Here is a 14,435-nt window from a genome sequence, read left to right as displayed (position 1 = left end):
GGTAGGTACTTTCACTTTCAGGAGTGCGCCGCCCACTGGCGCGCTCGGTAAAACCCTTTACGGGCGGCGCATGCCGCCAGCGAGACAGGCTTAAAGCATGGAAATGCGCGCAGATCTGCTGATTGTCGGAGCCGGAATGGTCGGCAGCGCCCTCGCGCTGGCGTTGCAGGACAGCGGCCTCGAAGTGTTGCTGCTCGACGGCAGCCCGCTGAGCGTCAAACCGTTCGACGCATCCGCAGCGTTCGAGCCGCGGGTGAGCGCCTTGTCGGCAGCCAGCCAGCGGATTCTCGAACGTCTTGGCGTGTGGGACGGCATCGCCAAACGCCGCAGCAGCCCGTACACCGACATGCACGTGTGGGACGGCAGCGGCACCGGGCAGATTCATTTCTCGGCGAGCAGTGTGCACGCCGATGTGCTGGGGCATATCGTTGAAAACCGCGTGGTGCAGGATGCCTTGCTCGACCGTTTGCACGGCTGCGATCTGGGCATGCTGGCCAACGCACGGCTGGAACAGATGCGTCGCTCCGGCGACGACTGGCTGCTGACCCTGGCCGATGGTCGCCAGTTGCGTGCGCCGCTGGTGATTGCGGCGGACGGCGCCAATTCGGCGGTACGTCGCCTGACCGGCGTCGCCACCCGCGAGTGGGATTACCTGCACCACGCCATCGTTACCAGCGTGCGCAGCAGCAAGCCGCACCGGATGACTGCGTGGCAGCGTTTCACCGATCACGGGCCGCTGGCGTTTCTGCCGTTGGAGCGTGACGGGCAGCAGGACTGGTGCTCGATCGTCTGGTCGACCACCCAGAGTGAAGCCGAACGCCTGATGGCATTGGATGAAACTGCGTTCTGCCGTGAGCTGGAGCGGGCATTCGAAGGTTGTTTGGGCGAGGTGATCAGCGCTGATCCGCGTCTGTGCGTGCCGTTACGTCAACGACATGCCAAGCGCTACGTCGCCGAAGGGCTGGCGTTGATCGGCGATGCGGCGCACACCATTCACCCGTTGGCCGGGCAGGGTGTGAACCTCGGCTTCCTCGATGCGGCGGTGCTGGCTGAAGTGCTGTTGCAAGCCGCCGAACGTGGCGAGCGTCTGGCCGATGTGAAGGTGCTGAGCCGCTACGAGCGTCGGCGCATGCCGCACAACCTGGCGCTGATGGCGGCGATGGAGGGTTTCGAGCGCTTGTTCCAGGCCGATTCGCTGCCGGTGCGCTGGTTGCGCAACGCCGGGTTGAAGATGGTGGAGCAAATGCCGGAGGCCAAGGCTCTCTTTGTTCGCGAAGCACTAGGCCTCACAGGCGACCTCCCAGCGCTGGCCAAACCCTGAGTCGATAACGCTCCCTGTAGGAGCTGCCGAAGGCTGCGATCTTAAGATCAAAAGATCGCAGCCTCGTTTCACTCGGCAGCTCCTACAGGGGTGTGTTGCCCCGTGCAACATCTGGTAACTCCTTGGAAAAGAGTTCGATTGAGGTGGTAAATGTGAGTCCTTATCATTTGGCCCACATTTTCCGACCGAGAGACCACTCCCATGTTGGCACCCAAGCGTCTTCTGACCGCACTGGCCCTGACCCTGATCGGCAGCACCACCGCCCAGGCCGCCGATGAGGTGGTGGTCTATTCCTCGCGTATCGATGAACTGATCAAACCGGTGTTCGATGCCTACATCGCGAAAACCGGGGTGAAGATCAAGTTCATCACCGACAAGGAAGCGCCGCTGATGCAGCGGATCAAGGCCGAAGGCGAAAACGCCACCGCTGATCTGCTGCTGACCGTCGATGCCGGTAACCTCTGGCAGGCCGAGCAGATGGGCATTCTGCAGCCGTTCACCTCGAAAACTATCGATACCAATATTCCCGCACAATACCGCTCCTCCAGCCACGCCTGGACCGGCCTGAGCCTGCGCGCGCGAACCATCGCCTACTCCACCGAACGGGTGAAGCCAGGCGAGTTGGCCACCTACGAAGCGCTGGCCGACAAGAATTGGGAAGGGCGCCTGTGCCTGCGCACGGCGAAGAAGGTCTACAACCAGTCGCTGACCGCGACCATGATTGAAGTGCACGGCGCCGAGAAGACCGAGAAGATCCTCAAGGACTGGGTCAATAATTTGTCCACCGATGTGTTCTCCGATGACGTTGCGGTGCTGGAAGCGATCAACGCCGGGCAATGCGACGTCGGCATCGTCAACACCTACTACTACGGTCGCCTGCACAAGCAGAAGCCGGATTTGCCAGTGAAACTGTTCTGGCCGAATCAGGCCGATCGCGGCGTGCACGTGAACCTGTCGGGTATCGGCCTGACCAAGCATGCGCCGCACCCGGAGGCGGCCAAGGCGCTGGTCGAGTGGATGACCACGCCTGAGGCGCAGAAGATCTTCGCCGACGTGAACCAGGAATTCCCGGCCAACCCGGCGGTGAAGCCTTCGGAAGAAGTGGCAGCGTGGGGCAAGTTCGTCGCTGATACCTTGCCGGTGGAAGTGGCGGGCAAGCGTCAGGCCGAGGCCATCCGCATGATGGATCGCGCGGGCTGGAACTGAGGTTGCTGCTGTAAAGATCAAAAGATCGCAGCCTTCGGCAGCTCCTACAAGGTGATCACACTATCAATGTAGGAGCTGCCGAAGGCTCGGGCCGCGTTCGGACGATCTTTTCGCTTTTTTCCCTACACTCCACGATTTTTCCGCGAGATCCGAAAGTGGCCCACCCCGCCCAACGCCGCTGGTACCCCATCGTCCTCGCCATTGCCGCGCTGGTGCTGTTGCCCCTGAGTGTTCTGCTGTTGTCGTGGCAGACCATCGATCAGCAGATCTGGTCGCACCTGTGGGAAACCCAGATGCCGCGCCTGCTGGGCAACACCCTGACGCTGGTGCTCGGCGTCGGTGTCGGCGTGACGTTGCTCGGCGTGAGCCTCGCCTGGCTCACCAGCCTCTGCGAATTCCCCGGAAGACGCTGGCTCGACTGGGCGCTGATGCTGCCGTTCGCCATCCCGGCCTACGTGTTGGCGTTCGTCTTCGTCGGCCTGCTGGACTTCGCCGGCCCGGTACAAACCGTGCTGCGCGAGTGGTTCGGCAGCAGCCTGCGCCTGCCGCGCGTGCGCTCTACCGGCGGGGTGATTGTGGTGCTGGTGCTGGTGTTTTATCCCTACGTTTATCTGTTGGCGCGCACTGCGTTTCTCGCGCAGGGCAAAGGCCTGATGGAGGCGGCGCGGGTACTCGGGCAATCGCCCTGGCAGGCGTTCTGGCGGGTGGCGTTGCCGATGGCGCGTCCGGCGATTGGCGCCGGTGTCGCACTGGCACTGATGGAGACGTTGGCGGATTTCGGCGCGGTGTCGGTGTTCAATTTCGACACCTTCACCACCGCCATCTACAAGACCTGGTACGGCTTCTTCAGCCTGCCGAGCGCGGCGCAACTGGCGAGCCTGTTGCTGCTGGTGGTGATGCTGGTGCTTTACGGCGAGCGGCGTGCGCGGGGCGCCAATCGGGCAAGCAACGAGCGGCCGCGGGTCAAGGCGCTGTATCACTTGCAGGGAATCAAGGCGTTCGCGGCGACCGGCTGGTGCGCTCTGGTATTTGCCTGTGCGTTCGTGATTCCAGTCCTGCAACTGATTGTCTGGTTCTGGCAGCGCGGGCGCTTCGATCTCGATGAGCGTTACGCCGGGCTGATCCTGCACACCCTTTACCTGGGCGGCATGGCGGCGTTGATCACCGTCAGCGTCGCGCTGCTGCTGGCGTTTGCCCGACGTCTGGCGCCGACCCGGGCGATCCGGTCCGGGGTCAGTCTGGCCAATCTCGGTTATGCGTTGCCGGGGTCGGTGCTGGCAGTGTCGATCATGCTCGCCTTCAGCTACCTCGACCGCGAACTGGTGATTCCGCTGTCGGGCTGGCTCGGCGGCGCAGGCAAACCATTGCTGCTGGGCAGTCTGGCGGCGTTGCTCATGGCCTATCTGGTGCGCTTCATTGCCGTGGCCTATGGGCCGCTGGAAAACAGTCTGGCGCGTATACGGCCTTCATTGCCCGAAGCGGCACGTAGCCTGGGTGTCAGTGGGCCGCGACTGTTTTTCAAAGTGTATCTGCCGCTGTTGCTGCCCGGCACACTGAGCGCGGCGTTGCTGGTGTTCGTCGATGTGCTCAAGGAAATGCCCGCGACCCTGCTCATGCGCCCGTTTGGCTGGGACACGCTGGCGGTGCGGATCTTCGAAATGACCAGCGAAGGCGAATGGGCGCGGGCGTCACTGCCGGCGCTGACCCTGGTGTTGGTCGGCCTGTTGCCGGTCATTGGCCTGATCCGCCGCTCGGCGCACCGAAACACTTAGTAGTGAGTCCTGAATCATGCGGCTACAATGCGCGGCATTCGGTGCGGTTCGTCTGACAGACCCGTTCGCTGAAATCGGCTGAAAGCCTTCTATTTCGCGGCTTTCATCCCGTACAGCGGCTGTCCGCACCTTCGCCACGCCCGGAAGGAGAAACCCATGGGACAGCGTACGCCTCTGTATGACCTGCATCTCGCCCTTGGCGCGAAGATGGTCGATTTTGGCGGTTGGGACATGCCACTGCATTACGGCTCGCAGGTCGAGGAACACCACGAGGTGCGCCGCGATTGCGGGGTTTTCGATGTTTCCCACATGACCGTGATCGATGTCACCGGTGCCCAGGCCAAGGCCTGGCTGCGGCATTTGCTGGCCAATGACGTCGAGCGCCTGCATCGCCCTGGCCGCGCGCTCTACAGCACCATGCTCAACGAGCGGGGCGGCATCGTCGACGACATGATCGTCTATCGCCTCGAAGACCGTTATCGACTGGTTTTCAACGCTTCCACCCGCGATCAGGATCTGGCCTGGATGCAGGCACAACTGGCCGGGTACGACGTGCAATTGCACGAGCGCTCCGAACTGGCGATGCTCGCCATTCAAGGCCCGCAGGCCCGGCAGAAGATTGCCGAGCTGGTGAGCCAGTCCCGCGCCGCGCTGATCCACCACCTCAAACCGTTCGAAGCCGAAGTCGATGGCGACTGGTTCATTGCGCGCACCGGCTACACCGGCGAAGACGGGCTGGAAATCGCCTTGCCCGCCGATCAGGCCCCGGGTTTTTTCAACGATCTGGTGGGCGCCGGCATTTCACCAATCGGTCTCGGCGCCCGCGACACGCTGCGGGTTGAAGCCGGGATGAACCTCTACGGCCAGGACATTCATCAGGATGTCTCGCCGCTGGCGTCCAATATGGCCTGGAGCATTGCCTGGGAACCGGCTTCGCGGCAGTTCATCGGTCGTGCGGCGCTGGAAGCGGAAAAAGCCGCCGGCGTGGCGCACAAACTGGTGGGGCTGGTGCTTGAGGAGCGGGGTGTTTTACGTGCCCATCAGGTGGTTCGTATCGCCGATGTTGGCGAAGGAGAGATCACCAGTGGTAGTTTCTCTCCTACGCTGAGCAAATCGATTGCCCTGGCGCGTGTACCGATGGCCACCGCCGACCGCGCCGAAGTGGAAATCCGTGGCAAGTGGTATCCGGTACGAGTGGTCAAACCGACCTTCGTGCGCCATGGCAAAACCTTGATCTAACCTTTTCCGGCGGGCCTGACCGCTGACATTTTCTTGAGGACACCGAGCATGAGCAATATCCCCGCTGAACTGCGTTTTGCCGAAAGTCATGAGTGGGCGCGTCTGGAAGCCGACGGCACCGTTACCGTGGGCATCAGCGATCACGCGCAGGAAGCGCTGGGCGATGTGGTGTTCGTTGAACTGGCCGAAGTGGGCAAGGTGTTTGCTGCCGGTGATGCAGCGGGTGTTGTCGAGTCGGTGAAGGCCGCTTCCGACATCTACTCCCCGGTCGGCGGTGAAGTGATCGCGGTCAACGAAGCGCTGGCTGATTCGCCGGAAGAACTGAACAACGATCCGTACGCCGCATGGATCTTCAAGCTCAAGCCAAGCGACAAGACCGAGCTGGACAATCTGCTCGACGCCGCCGCCTACAAGGCTGCAATCGGCGAATAATCCTCGCCCCCTGTAGGAGCTGCCGAAGGCTGCGATCGTTTGACTTTGTTTTTAAAGACAAGATCAAAAGATCGCAGCCTGCGGCAGCTCCTACATTGATCAGGGCTTCAATACGGCTTTGACTGCCGCCACCGAACGCTCGACGTCGTCCTTGGTCATGCTGGTGAACATCGGCAACGACACGATCAGTCGCCCGACGCGCTCGGCCACCGGCAGCATCCCTTCCTTGAAACCGCGCTCGCGGTACAGGCTCAGCAAGTGAATCGGCGGGTAGTGATAACCGATGCCGATGCCGTGCGCCTGCATCTGCTCCATGAACGTGGCCCGCGCCGGCAAAACGTCCTGGCGCTCCGGCAGCACCAGCTGAAACAGATGCCAGTTGCTGTGGGTGAAATCCGCCGGCGGCAATTGCGCGCCATAGGTCGCTTCGAAGTCATCGCCAAAACACTTGAAGTAGTGACGGGCCAGTGCCTGACGATGGGCGGTCAGCGCCTCGATATGGGCGAACTGTCCCAGGCCGATAGTGGCGGCGATATCGGTCATGTTGAACTTGCCGCCGAGCACGTCGACGTCCAGACCATCAAAGCCGTTGCGGGTCACGCCCTGCAGGCGGTACTTCTCCGCCAGCCGCGCTTCTTCCGGGGTGTTCAGCACCAGGCAGCCACCCTCGGAGCAGGTGACGTTCTTGTTCGCCTGAAAACTGAACGACACGAAATCCCCCGTGGCGCCGATGCGCTGACCGTTCCAGCTCGAACCCAACGCCTGGGCGGCGTCTTCGACGATGCGCAGATTGTGTTTGCGCGCGATGGCGTACAGTCGATCCATGTCCACCGGCAGGCCGGCGAGGTACACCGGAATCACTGCTTTGGTGCGTGGGGTGATGGCCGCTTCGAGCCGGTCCAGATCAATGTTGCGGGTCACCGGATCGATGTCGGCGAACACCGGCGTGGCGCCGACTTCGAGGATCACGTTGGCGGTGGCGACCCAGGAAATCGGCGTGGTGATCACTTCGTCACCCGGGCCGATGCCGGCGATGCGCAGGGCGATTTCCATGGTGCAGGTGCCGGAGTTGAACGTGCGCACCGGGCGCCCGCCGAAGTATTCCGACAGCTGTGCTTCAAAGGCCTGGACCTTCGGCCCGCTGGTGATCCAGCCGGAGCGCAGCACATCGCCGACGGCGGCAATCGTGGCTTCATCGATGACAGGTTTGGAAAACGGCAGGAACGGCAGTTGGCTCATGAGGATTGGATCATCCGAAAGTTGGACGCCTGATGCAGGCGCTACAGCATGCCCCGGAACCCCCTCTGCCGCCAAGCCGTGCGCGTCGGTATCCGCTGCTATGCTGGTTTGACCGTGTTGCATTGACGCCGAGCGCCAGTCTAGAGAGAGCCCGTCATGTCCCAGTTGCCTTCCTTGAGCCAGTTACGCGACCCCGAAGCCTTCCTGCGCCGCCATTTGGGCCCCGACGCCGCCGAACAGCAGGCGATGCTCGACAGCCTGGGCCTGGGCAGCCGGGTCGAACTGATCGAGCAGACGGTGCCGCCGGGCATTCGCCTGAATCGGGCGCTGGACCTGCCGCCGGCCCTCGACGAGCAAGCGGCGCTGGCCAAACTGCGCGGTTATGCCGAGCAGAATCAGGTGTGGACCAGCCTGATCGGCATGGGCTACCACGGCACGCTCACACCGACCGTCATCCTGCGCAACGTGCTGGAAAATCCCGGCTGGTACACTGCCTACACTCCGTATCAACCGGAAATTGCCCAGGGCCGTCTCGAAGCGCTGCTGAATTTCCAGCAACTGACCATCGACCTCACCGGGCTTGAACTGGCCAATGCTTCGTTGCTCGACGAAGCCACCGCTGCCGCTGAAGCCATGGCGCTGGCTAAACGCGTGGCGAAGTCAAAGAGCAATCTGTTCTTCGTCGATGAAAACTGTCATCCGCAAACCATTTCCGTGGTGCAGACCCGCGCCGAAGGTTTTGGCTTCGAGTTGATCGTCGATGCTGTGGATAACCTGAAGCAGCACCAGGTATTCGGCGCGTTGCTGCAGTATCCCGACACTCACGGCGAGATCCGTGACCTGCGCCCGGTGATCGATCAACTGCACGCGCAGCAGGCGCTGGCCTGTGTGGCGGCAGATCTGCTGAGCCTGTTGCTGCTGAAGCCTCCGGGTGAACTGGGTGCGGACGTAGTGTTCGGTTCGTCCCAGCGTTTTGGCGTACCGATGGGCTACGGTGGCCCGCACGCGGCGTTTTTCGCCAGCCGCGAGGAGTACAAACGGGCGATTCCCGGGCGGATCATCGGCGTGTCGAAAGACGCTCGCGGTAACGTCGCGTTGCGCATGGCCCTGCAGACCCGTGAGCAACATATTCGCCGCGAGAAGGCCAATTCGAACATCTGCACCGCGCAGGTGCTGCTGGCCAACATCGCCAGTTGCTACGCGGTGTATCACGGCCCACAAGGCTTGAAACGCATCGCCCAGCGCGTGCACCGCTTGACCTGCATTCTGGCGGCGGGCCTTGAGCGCCATGGCCTGCAGCGGGTCAACGGGCAGTTTTTCGACACCCTCACGCTGGAGGTGGGCGGCGCGCAGAGCGCGATCATCGACAGCGCCAAGGCTGCGCAGATCAACCTGCGGATTCTCGGCCGTGGCCGAGTGGGGCTGAGCCTCGACGAGACGTGCGATGAAAGCACGGTGGCGAAACTGTTCGATGTGCTGCTCGGTGCCGATCATGGTTTGAACGTCGAGCAACTCGATGCAGAAACGTTGGCTTCCGGCATCCCCGACACTCTCCAGCGCACCACGCCGTACCTGCGCCACCCGGTGTTCAACGCGCATCACAGCGAAACCGAGATGCTGCGCTACCTCAAGCAACTGGAGAACAAGGACCTGGCGCTAAACCAGTCGATGATCCCGCTGGGCTCCTGCACCATGAAACTCAATGCCACCAGCGAGATGATCCCCATCACCTGGCCGCAGTTCGCCAATCTGCACCCGTTCGCGCCACGGGAACAGGCGCTCGGTTACACCTTGATGATCGAAGAGCTGGAGCGCTGGTTGTGTGCGATTACCGGGTTCGATGCGATCTGCATGCAACCCAACTCCGGCGCCCAGGGCGAGTACGCCGGGCTGCTGGCGATTCGCCAATATCACGAGAGCCGACATCAGGGCGCACGGGACATTTGCCTGATCCCGTCCTCGGCGCACGGCACCAACCCGGCCTCGGCGCAGATGGCCGGGATGCGCGTGGTGATCGTCGAGTGCGACGAGGCCGGCAACGTCGATCTGGACGACCTGAAAACCAAGGCTGCCGAGGCGGGGGACAAGTTGTCGTGCCTGATGGCGACCTACCCGTCGACTCACGGCGTGTACGAGGAGGGCATCAGCGAGATCTGCGAAGTTATCCACCAGCACGGCGGGCAGGTGTACATGGACGGCGCCAATCTCAATGCACAGGTCGGGCTGGCGCGACCGGCGGACATCGGCGCCGACGTGTCGCACATGAACCTGCACAAGACTTTTTGCATTCCCCATGGCGGGGGCGGGCCGGGCATGGGGCCGATCGGCATTCGCGCGCACCTGGCGCCATTTGTCGCCAATCACCCGGTGGTGCCGGTCGATGGCCCGCTGCCGCAGAACGGCGCGGTCAGTGCGGCGCCGTGGGGCAGTGCGAGCATTTTGCCGATCAGTTGGATGTACATCGCGATGATGGGGCCGCAACTGGCGGATGCCAGCGAGGTGGCGATCCTCGCGGCGAATTATCTGGCCCGGCATTTATCCGGCGCATTTCCGGTGCTGTACACCGGGCGTAACGGGCGGGTGGCCCACGAATGCATTCTCGATCTGCGGCCGTTGAAGGCGCAGACCGGGATCAGCGAGGAGGATGTCGCCAAGCGCCTGATGGATTACGGTTTTCATGCGCCTACCATGTCATTCCCGGTGCCGGGGACGTTGATGGTCGAGCCGACCGAGAGCGAATCCAAGGCCGAACTCGACCGCTTTATCGGCGCCATGCTGAGCATCCGCGCAGAAATCACCGAAGTGCAGAACGGCAACTGGCCGGCGGAAGACAACCCGCTCAAGCGTGCGCCGCATACCTTGGCGGATGTCACCGGAGTCTGGGAGCGGCCTTACAGCATCGAGCAGGGCATCACCCCGGATGTGCACACCAAGGCACACAAGTATTGGCCGGCGGTGAATCGGGTGGATAACGTCTATGGGGATCGCAATCTGTTCTGCGCCTGCGTCCCGGTGGACGATTACCGCTGAAGAGCAAAAGATCGCAGCCTTCGGCAGCTCCTGCACTGATCCCTGTAGGAGCTGCCGAAGGCTGCGATCTTTTGATTTTTTTACTCGGATGCCACTGCGTTCTTCGCCAGAATCGCATTCGCCAGTTCCATGTCCGTGGCCTGCAGGCCCGGGTTGTCGGCACGGACTTTCTGCATGGCCGCTTCCAGGTATGGCCCACGGATGCCGCCATCGCTGGCGACAAAGCTGCCGGCATCATCCTGCGCGGCAATGATCAGCTTGTGATCCTTGAAGGTCAGATAGGTCGAACCGGTGGTGGCGCCGGACGAAATGACGTTACGCCAAAAGCTGTCGGCCATCGCTGAACCAACGGGCAAGGACAGCAAGGCAAGGGTGGCGACAGCAAGTTTGAGACGCATGATTAAGTGACTCCTGGGGGGGTAACTACGGCGTTGGATCGCGTTTTCCCCGATCCGGTTCCGTAATCGCCTATTTCTGCTCGCTCTGCGGCGTGACCCGCAGCACTTCTTCAATAGTGGTCAGCCCCGCCGCAACTTTTTGCGCACCTGACAGGCGCAGGCTGCGCATGCCTTCCTTGAAGGCTTGGCGGCGGATGGCGGTGAGATCGGCGTCCGGGGTGATGAACGCCTTGAGGCTGTCGCTCAACTGCATGATTTCGTAGACCCCGGCGCGCCCGCGATAACCTGTGTCGCGGCACTCCAGACAACCAATCGCGCGTTGCGCGTTGCCCGGCAGTGGTGCTTGCCAGGGCCGGGTCAGGGTTTGCCAGTCTTCCTCTTCCAGCGTCAGCGGCGCCTTGCAGTGCGGGCACAAAGTGCGCACCAGACGCTGGGCCATGACCCCGAGCACCGTGGCCTTGATCAGATAGTGCGGCACGCCGAGTTCGAGCAGACGACTGATCGCGCTGGGGGCGTCGTTGGTGTGCAGGGTCGACAGCACCAGGTGGCCGGTGAGGGCGGCCTGGATCGCCATTTCCGCGGTTTCCAGGTCACGGATCTCGCCGATCATGATGATGTCCGGGTCCTGTCGCATCAGTGCACGTATCCCGGCGGCGAAACTCAGGTCGATGTTGTGCTGCACCTGCATCTGGTTGAAGGCCGGCTCGACCATTTCGATCGGGTCTTCGATGGTGCATAGGTTGATTTCCGGCGTCGCCAGTTTCTTGAGGGTGGTGTACAGCGTGGTGGTCTTGCCCGAACCGGTCGGACCGGTGACCAGAATGATGCCGTTGGGCTGACGGGTCATGTCCTGCCAGCGCCGCAGGTCGTCGGCGGAAAATCCAAGCTGATCGAAATCCTTGAGCAGTACTTCCGGGTCAAAAATCCGCATGACCATTTTTTCGCCAAACGCGGTGGGCAGCGTTGAGAGACGCAGCTCCACCTCGCCGCCGTCCGGGGTCTTGGTCTTGACCCGGCCGTCCTGGGGTTTGCGCTTTTCGGCGACGTTCATCCGCCCGAGGCTTTTCAGGCGGCTGACGATCGCCATGGTCACCTGCGGCGGGAATTGATAGACGTTGTGCAGCACGCCGTCGATGCGAAAGCGCACGGTGCCCTGTTCGCGACGCGGTTCGATGTGGATATCACTGGCGCGCTGCTGAAAGGCGTACTGGAACAGCCAGTCGACGATGTTGACGATGTGCGCGTCGTTGGCGTCCGGCTCCTGGTCGCTGGCGCCGAGATTGAGCAGTTGTTCGAAGTTGCCGAGATTGCCGCTCTGGGCGTCGGCATTGCTGGCGCCACTGACCGATTTGGCGAGGCGAAAGAACTCGACGCTGAAGCGCTGGATGTCCACCGGGTTGGCGATGACCCGTTTGATCGGCAGCTTCAGCACGTGGGTCAAGTCAGCCTCCCAGCCAGTGACGTAGGGCTGGGCACTGGCCACGACCACGGCGTCGCGGTCGACCGCCACCGCGAGAATCTTGTGGCGCTGGGCGAAGGCGTAGGACATCAGCGGGGTGATGGCGGCGACGTTGATCTTCAACGGGTCGATGCGCATGTACGGCTGGCCGGCCTGTTGTGCCAGCCACAGGGTCAGGCTTTCCAGATCGAGGTGTTTGCCCGGACGGCTGAGGTCATCCAGTTGCTGGCTGGCGATGAATTCCAGCGGATGCTGCTGGCCGTGGGGCGCGTGGCGGCGCCGGGCGTTGAGCGCCTGCTCCGCCGAGTCCTGGCTGATAAAGCCCTGGGCGACCAGCTCACGCAATACATCGTTGAGATCCAGCCAGCGGTCCTGAGTGGCGAGTTGAACGGACATGCGGGCTTCCTTTTGAACGACAGTTCGCAAAGGATAGTCGTGGCCCCGCAGACCGTTGGGCCACTACCCGACAAAGGCGTTGCCGGATTTTTCAGGCACTGGCCTGCGCTGGCGCTGCCCACGCCGTATCGGCGTTTTGCAGGTTCACCGAGCAGACGCTGATCAGGTTACGAAGTTTTTCCGCAATGACTTGGGCGCGATGCCAACTGAATCCGCCCATGACGATATCGATCGACATCAAGTCGTCCATCCGCTGCACATTGACCTGTTCAGGCGTGAGGAACTGCAGCGCAAACAGGTTCAGCACTCGCACCAGCAGATCCGGTTCAGCCTCGGCAAGAATTTGATACTGCGCCACGCAATGGGCGTTGCTGACATTCCAGACATCGGCCCGGGACGGTGCGGTGTTCACGGCTTCGAGGTGCGGCATGGCGGGTCTCCAAAGTTACTGGGGAAATTTTTACATTCGGCGCGGGGCATTTCTTGGCTAAGATTGGTGTTATTAGCGATTGATCGACCGAATCAATTCGCAAGATCCCATATTTGAGGTTTTTTCATGCACAGCGAGCTGGACAGCTACGACCGCAGGATTCTCGCCCTGTTGCAAGAGGACGCTTCTTTGTCCAGCGCACAGATCGCCGAGCAGGTGGGCCTATCGCAGTCACCGTGCTGGCGGCGCATTCAAAGGATGAAGGAGGAGGGGATCATTCGCGGTCAGGTGACTTTGCTTGATCGCAAGAAGATCGGCCTGAACACGCAGATTTTCGCCGAGATCAAACTCAACGCCCACGGGCGCTCGAACTTCACCGAGTTCACCGAGGCGATTCGCGGTTTTCCGGAAGTGCTGGAGTGTTATGTGCTGATGGGCGCGGTGGATTTTCTGTTGCGCATTGTCGCGGCGGACATCGAGGCGTATGAACGGTTCTTCTTCGAGAAGCTGTCCCTGGTGCCGGGGATTCAGGAGGTGAATTCGATTGTGGCGCTGTCGGAGATCAAGTCCACCACCAGCCTGCCGGTCATGGGGTAAAAGCAAAAGATCGTCCGAACGCGGCCCGAGCCTTCGGCAGCTCCTACATGGAAAGGCGTACACCCTGTAGGAGCTGCCGAAGGCTGCGATCTTTTAGCGGTATTACATACGCAGCAGCATTTTCCACGCACGATTCTGATAAACCGCAATCGCCTGCTGCTTGCGCGCATCGAGCAGTTCGTCAGTGATCGTCGGTTCGTTGGCCAGTTGCGCCAGTTTGTTCAGTTCACCGTACAGACGATCCATTTCCGGGATTTCCAGCACGTTGCGCGCGTGGTGCAACCAGACCTGGATGCGTTCGATGCGCGGCAGTTGCTCGGCCAGATCTTCCGGCTGCTGCTGGTAGCGCTGCAATTGCAGGGACGTGGCTTCTTCGCCCAGCATGCGCGGCAGCCAGCTGTGCAGTTGCGCGGCGCCCTGGCGATTGCCGCGGGTGTTGCGCTCGGCGGCCCAGGTGCGGGCCAGCAGCCAGCGCGAGACGGTCAGCGAGAACAGGCCCCAGCGCGGGTCTTCCAGCTCCTCAAGAAACTGTTCCGGCGCGGCTTTGCGCACGTCTTCGTCTTCGATGCCGACCTGAACCAGCGGGCGCCAGTCTTCCAGCAGTGCATCCAGCGCCACGCGCAAGTCGTGAGTGGCTGGACGTGGTGCAGCCTGGCCGAGGCTGCTGAGCAGGGCGCGCATTTCCGCGAGGTTCTCGACCCAGTCCTGCAGCAGGCGCCAGTGGCCGTTGAAGCGATATTGTTCGGCCAGACGCTGGCTGCTGCCGAGCAGGTGCCAGGCCAGAGCGGCGAAGGCGTCGTCGAGTTGGGTTTCCGGCGTCAGTTGCGGCGCCGGCAGGCTCAGCGAGTAGCTGTTGGCGTCGTACAGACGGTAGCCGCGCTCGGCCTTGCTGATGTCGCACGGCATCAGGGCCAGG

General features: G+C 62.1%; 11 protein-coding genes and 1 pseudogene. 7 read left to right on the top strand and 5 right to left on the bottom strand.

Annotated elements, in window-relative coordinates:
* Positions 1 to 103 precede the first annotated feature (103 nt).
* The 5 genes from DBR18_RS09285 (at position 104) to gcvH (ending at position 5,970) form a co-directional block, all read left to right on the top strand.
* The gene (locus DBR18_RS09285; RefSeq protein WP_177482363.1) at positions 104 to 1,321 is read left to right on the top strand and encodes a 2-octaprenyl-3-methyl-6-methoxy-1,4-benzoquinol hydroxylase; all 1,218 of its coding nucleotides are present in this window, start codon (positions 104 to 106) and stop codon (positions 1,319 to 1,321) included.
* Between the two features lie 201 nt (positions 1,322 to 1,522).
* Complete coding sequence (locus DBR18_RS09280; RefSeq protein ID WP_108590105.1) at positions 1,523 to 2,527, top strand: extracellular solute-binding protein; 1,005 nt, start codon at positions 1,523 to 1,525, stop codon at positions 2,525 to 2,527.
* A 155-nt stretch (positions 2,528 to 2,682) separates the two neighbouring features.
* Positions 2,683 to 4,299: an iron ABC transporter permease gene (locus tag DBR18_RS09275; RefSeq protein WP_108590104.1), complete on the top strand. Its 1,617-nt coding sequence runs from the start codon at positions 2,683 to 2,685 to the stop codon at positions 4,297 to 4,299.
* A gap of 156 nt (positions 4,300 to 4,455) precedes the next feature.
* Positions 4,456 to 5,538, top strand: a complete 1,083-nt coding sequence (gene gcvT, locus DBR18_RS09270) for a glycine cleavage system aminomethyltransferase GcvT (protein ID WP_108590103.1) — start codon at positions 4,456 to 4,458, stop codon at positions 5,536 to 5,538.
* Between the two features lie 48 nt (positions 5,539 to 5,586).
* Entirely contained in the window at positions 5,587 to 5,970 is a 384-nt protein-coding gene (gcvH, locus tag DBR18_RS09265; protein WP_108590102.1) for a glycine cleavage system protein GcvH, read from the top strand.
* A gap of 99 nt (positions 5,971 to 6,069) precedes the next feature.
* On the opposite strand, the gene DBR18_RS09260 is transcribed toward gcvH, so the two are convergent.
* On the bottom strand, positions 6,070 to 7,209 hold the full coding sequence (locus tag DBR18_RS09260; protein WP_108590101.1) for a DegT/DnrJ/EryC1/StrS aminotransferase family protein: 1,140 nt from the start codon (positions 7,207 to 7,209) through the stop codon (positions 6,070 to 6,072).
* A 156-nt stretch (positions 7,210 to 7,365) separates the two neighbouring features.
* On the opposite strand from DBR18_RS09260, the gene gcvP reads away from it, so the two are divergent.
* Positions 7,366 to 10,239, top strand: coding sequence for an aminomethyl-transferring glycine dehydrogenase (gene gcvP, locus DBR18_RS09255; protein WP_108590100.1), 2,874 nt, complete (start codon positions 7,366 to 7,368; stop codon positions 10,237 to 10,239).
* A gap of 80 nt (positions 10,240 to 10,319) precedes the next feature.
* Here gcvP and DBR18_RS09250 read toward each other — a convergent pair whose 3' ends face one another.
* The 3 genes from DBR18_RS09250 to DBR18_RS09240 form a co-directional block, all read right to left on the bottom strand.
* Positions 10,320 to 10,640: a DUF2388 domain-containing protein gene (locus DBR18_RS09250; protein WP_171057234.1), complete on the bottom strand. Its 321-nt coding sequence runs from the start codon at positions 10,638 to 10,640 to the stop codon at positions 10,320 to 10,322.
* A 67-nt stretch (positions 10,641 to 10,707) separates the two neighbouring features.
* The gene (locus DBR18_RS09245) at positions 10,708 to 12,492 is read right to left on the bottom strand and encodes a GspE/PulE family protein (protein ID WP_108590099.1); all 1,785 of its coding nucleotides are present in this window, start codon (positions 12,490 to 12,492) and stop codon (positions 10,708 to 10,710) included.
* Between the two features lie 91 nt (positions 12,493 to 12,583).
* A complete protein-coding gene (locus DBR18_RS09240) occupies positions 12,584 to 12,922 on the bottom strand; it encodes a hypothetical protein (protein WP_108590098.1) in 339 nt (112 codons plus the stop codon).
* Positions 12,923 to 13,048: 126 nt separating this feature from the next.
* Between DBR18_RS09240 and DBR18_RS09235 the strand changes: the two genes are divergently transcribed.
* On the top strand, positions 13,049 to 13,519 hold the full coding sequence (locus DBR18_RS09235) for an Lrp/AsnC family transcriptional regulator (protein WP_108590097.1): 471 nt from the start codon (positions 13,049 to 13,051) through the stop codon (positions 13,517 to 13,519).
* 102 nt (positions 13,520 to 13,621) lie between these two features.
* On the opposite strand, the pseudogene DBR18_RS09230 reads toward DBR18_RS09235, so the two are convergent.
* Positions 13,622 to 14,435, bottom strand: a pseudogene (locus tag DBR18_RS09230) (inorganic triphosphatase); the annotation flags it as partial.

The organism is Pseudomonas sp. HMWF021 (genome assembly GCF_003061005.1).
Taxonomy (GTDB): Bacteria; Pseudomonadota; Gammaproteobacteria; order Pseudomonadales; family Pseudomonadaceae; genus Aquipseudomonas.
The sequence above is the reverse complement of the archived record's forward strand: the minus strand, read 5'-3'. Positions and strand labels throughout refer to the sequence as shown.

Bases quoted from the DNA above. Each gene is read 5' to 3' on its own strand.
- DBR18_RS09285 (WP_177482363.1), top strand. From the start codon at position 104: ATGCGCGCAGATCTGCTGATTGTCGGAGCCGGAATGGTCGGCAGCGCC.
- DBR18_RS09280 (WP_108590105.1), top strand. From the start codon at position 1,523: ATGTTGGCACCCAAGCGTCTTCTGACCGCACTGGCCCTGACCCTGATC.
- gcvT (WP_108590103.1), top strand. From the start codon at position 4,456: ATGGGACAGCGTACGCCTCTGTATGACCTGCATCTCGCCCTTGGCGCG.
- gcvH (WP_108590102.1), top strand. From the start codon at position 5,587: ATGAGCAATATCCCCGCTGAACTGCGTTTTGCCGAAAGTCATGAGTGG.
- DBR18_RS09260 (WP_108590101.1), bottom strand. From the start codon at position 7,209: ATGAGCCAACTGCCGTTCCTGCCGTTTTCCAAACCTGTCATCGATGAA.
- gcvP (WP_108590100.1), top strand. From the start codon at position 7,366: ATGTCCCAGTTGCCTTCCTTGAGCCAGTTACGCGACCCCGAAGCCTTC.
- DBR18_RS09245 (WP_108590099.1), bottom strand. From the start codon at position 12,492: ATGTCCGTTCAACTCGCCACTCAGGACCGCTGGCTGGATCTCAACGAT.
- DBR18_RS09240 (WP_108590098.1), bottom strand. From the start codon at position 12,922: ATGCCGCACCTCGAAGCCGTGAACACCGCACCGTCCCGGGCCGATGTC.
- DBR18_RS09235 (WP_108590097.1), top strand. From the start codon at position 13,049: ATGCACAGCGAGCTGGACAGCTACGACCGCAGGATTCTCGCCCTGTTG.